At 61.3% G+C, this 4,215-nt stretch carries 1 protein-coding gene and 1 pseudogene; both read left to right on the plus strand.

Going from position 1 to position 4,215, the window contains the following annotated elements:
* The first annotated feature begins 56 nt into the window (after positions 1-56).
* The gene (locus tag AC1DWI_RS15100) at positions 57-3,989 is read left to right on the plus strand and encodes a DUF3683 domain-containing protein (protein WP_477725126.1); all 3,933 of its coding nucleotides are present in this window, start codon (positions 57-59) and stop codon (positions 3,987-3,989) included.
* A gap of 101 nt (positions 3,990-4,090) precedes the next feature.
* A pseudogene (locus AC1DWI_RS15105) lies at positions 4,091-4,215 on the plus strand (gamma-butyrobetaine hydroxylase-like domain-containing protein); the annotation flags it as partial.

Below are 4,215 nucleotides of genomic sequence, written 5' to 3' on the forward strand. Positions count from 1 at the left end.
GCGGTAATATAGGGCAACAGCGCTGGACACGGGTCCGAAGCCGCTGGCTTTTCACGATGAACGCCCCTACTACCCTCCAAGAATTGAACGTCTTTGCCGATGACGCAAAGGCTGGCGAAGCCCGCATCCGCGAGATTCCCTATAACTACACCTCATTTTCCGATCGGGAGGTAGTCATCCGCCTGCTCGGCGAGCGTGCCTGGGACTTGCTGAACCGTCTGCGCGACGAGCGCCGCACCGGCCGCTCCGCGCGCATGCTGTATGAAGTGCTGGGCGATGTCTGGGTCGTGCAGCGCAACCCCTATTTGCAGGACGACCTGCTGGACAACCCCAAGCGGCGCAAGCTGCTGGTCGACGCCTTGCAGCACCGGCTGACCGAAGTCGAAAAACGCCGCACCCCGGATGCAGATCAACAGCGCGACGCCATCGTGGGCGAACTGCTGGACGCCGCTCGCGGCGCCGTCGCCCGCTTCTACACCTCCTTCAGCGAGATGTACGACCTTCGCCGCCTGACGGAACGCAAGCTGCGCAAGCTGACCCTCAAGGACAACATCAAGTTCGACGGCCTTTCGCGGGTGTCGCATGTCACCGATGCGACTGACTGGCGTGTCGAATACCCCTTTGTGGTGCTCACGCCCGACACTGAAGTCGAAATGGCCGGCCTGGTCAAGGCCTGTATCGAGCTTGGCCTGACAATCGTGCCGCGTGGTGGCGGCACCGGCTACACCGGCGGGGCGATTCCGTTGACCTGGAAGTCGGCTGTCATCAATACCGAAAAACTCGAAGCCATGACCGAGGTCGAAATGGTTTCGTTGCCCGGCGTTGACAAGCCAGTGGCTACCGTATGGACTGAAGCCGGCGTGGTCACCCAGCGTGTGGCCGACGCGGCCGAGCGCGGCGGCTTCGTCTTCGCGGTCGACCCGACCTCTGCCGAAGCCTCCTGCATAGGCGGCAACATCGCGATGAACGCGGGCGGCAAGAAGGCCGTGCTGTGGGGCACGGCGCTGGACAACCTGGCTTCGTGGCGCATGGTCACGCCGCAGGCCGAGTGGCTGGAAGTCACGCGCGTGGGTCACAACCTCGGCAAGATCCACGACGCCGAAATGGCCAGCTTCGACCTCCAGTATTTCCAAGCCGACGGCAAAACCCCCATTCGCRCCGAGCGGCTGGATATTCCCGGCAAGACTTTCCGCAAGGAGGGCCTGGGCAAAGACGTTACCGACAAATTCCTCAGCGGCTTGCCCGGCATCCAGAAAGAGGGTTGCGACGGCCTCATCACCAGCGCGCGCTGGATCGTGCACCGCATGCCGGCACATACCCGCACGGTTTGCCTCGAATTTTTCGGCAATGCCAAGGACGCGGTGCCCAGCATCGTCGAGATCAAGGATTTCATGTTCGCCGAGCAAAAGCGCGGCGGCGCCATCCTGGCGGGGCTGGAACACCTGGACGACCGCTACCTGAAGGCGGTCGGCTATGCGACCAAATCGAAAAAGCACGGCGGCCTGCCGAAGATGGTGCTCTTTGGCGACATTGCCGGCGACGACGCCGATGTGGTGGCGCGTGCCACCTCGGAAGTTGTGCGCATTGCCAACTCGCGCCACGGCGAAGGTTTTATCGCCATCAGCCCCGACGCCCGCAAGAAATTCTGGCTGGACCGCAAGCGCACCGCCGCGATCTCCAAGCACACCAATGCCTTCAAGATCAATGAAGACGTGGTGATTCCGCTGCCCCGCATGGCCGAATATACCGACGGCATCGAGCAGATCAATATCGAGCTCAGCCTGGCCAACAAGATACGGCTGTGCGACGAGCTGGAGGCTTTTTTCCTCAAGGGCAACCTGCCTTTGGGCAAATCGGACGATGCCAACGATATTCCTTCGGCAGAACTGCTGGAAGACCGTGTGGGCCAGGCGCTGGCGCTGATAGCTGAGGTACGCGCGCTATGGTCCGGCTGGCTGGCGGGTGTAGCGACCTTGTTCCCGCAGTTGCAAGACCATTCGCTGCGCGCCAGCTGGAAAACCGATATCCGGGCCCAGCTTCAGGCGATTTTCTCGGGCGGCGCGTTTTTGCCGATCATCGAAGAATGCAATGCCATCCACAAGCGTGTGCTCAAGGGCCGTGTCTGGGCGGCGCTGCACATGCAYGCCGGCGACGGYAAYGTGCACACCAACCTGCCCGTCAACAGCGACGACTACGAGATGCTGCAGACCGCGCAYGTGGCSGTGGCGCGCATCATGGTGCTGGMTCGTTCGCTGGACGGYGTGATYTCGGGCGARCACGGCATTGGCATCACCAAGCTSGAGTTCCTGACCGACGAAGAGCTGCGGCCCTTTACCGAATACAAGCAAAAAGTCGATCCGGAAGGGCGCTTCAACAAAGGCAAGCTGCTACGAAATCAGGAGCTGCTCGCGCAAGATGGGAGCGGTCTTCAGGCCAAAAACGATGCTAAACCGATATTGCATGCCGACTTGACCAATGCCTATACCCCCAGCTTCGGCTTGATGGGGCATGAGTCGCTGATCATGCAGCAGTCGGACATTGGCGCCATTGCCGACAGCGTGAAGGATTGCCTGCGTTGCGGCAAATGCAAACCGGTGTGCGCCACCCATGTGCCGCGCGCCAACCTGCTGTACAGCCCGCGCAACAAGATTCTGGCCACCTCGCTGCTGGTGGAAGCTTTTCTGTATGAAGAGCAGACCCGGCGCGGCGTGAGCATCAAGCACTGGGAAGAGTTCGAAGACGTGGCCGACCACTGCACCGTGTGCCACAAGTGCCTGACGCCTTGCCCGGTGGACATCGATTTCGGCGAAGTCTCCATGAACATGCGCAACCTGCTGCGCAAGATGGGGCAGAAGTCTTTCCGGCCCGGCAACGCTGCCGCCATGATCTTCCTGAACGCCACCAGCCCGCAGACCATCAAGTTCATGCGCAGCGCCATGGTGGACGTGGGCTTCAAGGCCCAGCGCCTGGCCAACGACCTGATGCGCCGGCTGGCACGCAAGCAGACGGCGCTGCCGCCGGCCACGGTCGGCAAGGCGCCTGTGAAAGAGCAGGTGATCCACTTCATCAACAAGAAGATGCCGGGCGGCCTGCCCAAGAAGACCGCACGTGCGTTGCTGGACATCGAAGACAAGGACTACGTCCCGATCATTCGCAACCCCAAGAGCACCACGTCGGAAACCGAGGCGGTGTTTTATTTTCCCGGCTGCGGCTCCGAGCGCCTTTTCAGCCAGGTGGGCCTGGCGACGCAGGCCATGCTCTGGCATGCGGGGGTGCAAACTGTGCTGCCGCCGGGTTACCTCTGCTGCGGTTATCCGCAGCGCGGCAGCGGCCAGTTCGACAAAGCCGAGAAAATCATCACCGACAACCGGGTGCTGTTCCACCGCGTCGCCAACACGCTGAACTACCTGGATATCAAGACGGTGGTGGTGAGCTGCGGCACCTGCTATGACCAGCTGCAGGGYTAYGARTTCGACAAGATATTCCCGGGCTGCCGCATCATCGACATCCACGAATACCTGCTKGAAAAAGGCATCACMCTGCGCACCGACCAGCCSGGCGCKGGCTACCTSTAYCACGAYCCCTGCCACAGCCCSATGAAGCTGCAGGAGCCRATGAAGACCGTCAAGGCSCTGMTGGGYGACAACGTGCTCAAGAAYGACCGTTGCTGCGGTGAGTCGGGCACGCTGGGCGTTACCCGGCCGGACATTTCCACGCAGATCCGTTTTCGCAAGGAAGAAGAGCTGCGCAAGGGCGAAGCCCAGCTTCGCGAGGCGGGTGCCGTTGCCGAGGCGGGAAACGTCAAAATACTCACCAGCTGCCCGAGTTGCCTGCAAGGGCTCTCGCGCTACGGCAATGACCTGCAAAACGGCCTGCTCGAGGCGGACTACATCGTGGTGGAAATGGCCAATCAGATCCTGGGCAAGGAGTGGCTGCCCACGTATGTGGAGGCGGCCAACCACGGCGGCATCGAACGGGTGCTGGTCTAGGGCAATTTCTGGCTTTGATGTCAACGGGCTTATTGCCAGAATGCCGAATCCTCACGAAGGCCTGATGCGTCCGGCCTTTTCTTTTCAGAAAGCGATTTCCCATGGCAGGCCTTCAACCCGGTTCACCCACGCCCACCGCATTGACGGTTCACAGCCAGTCGCGCATTCTTGAAATCGCGTTCTCCGACGGCGCCGAGTTCAGGATTCCGTTTGAACTCATGCGCGT

This window comes from Polaromonas sp. P3_C2 (assembly GCF_056402675.1).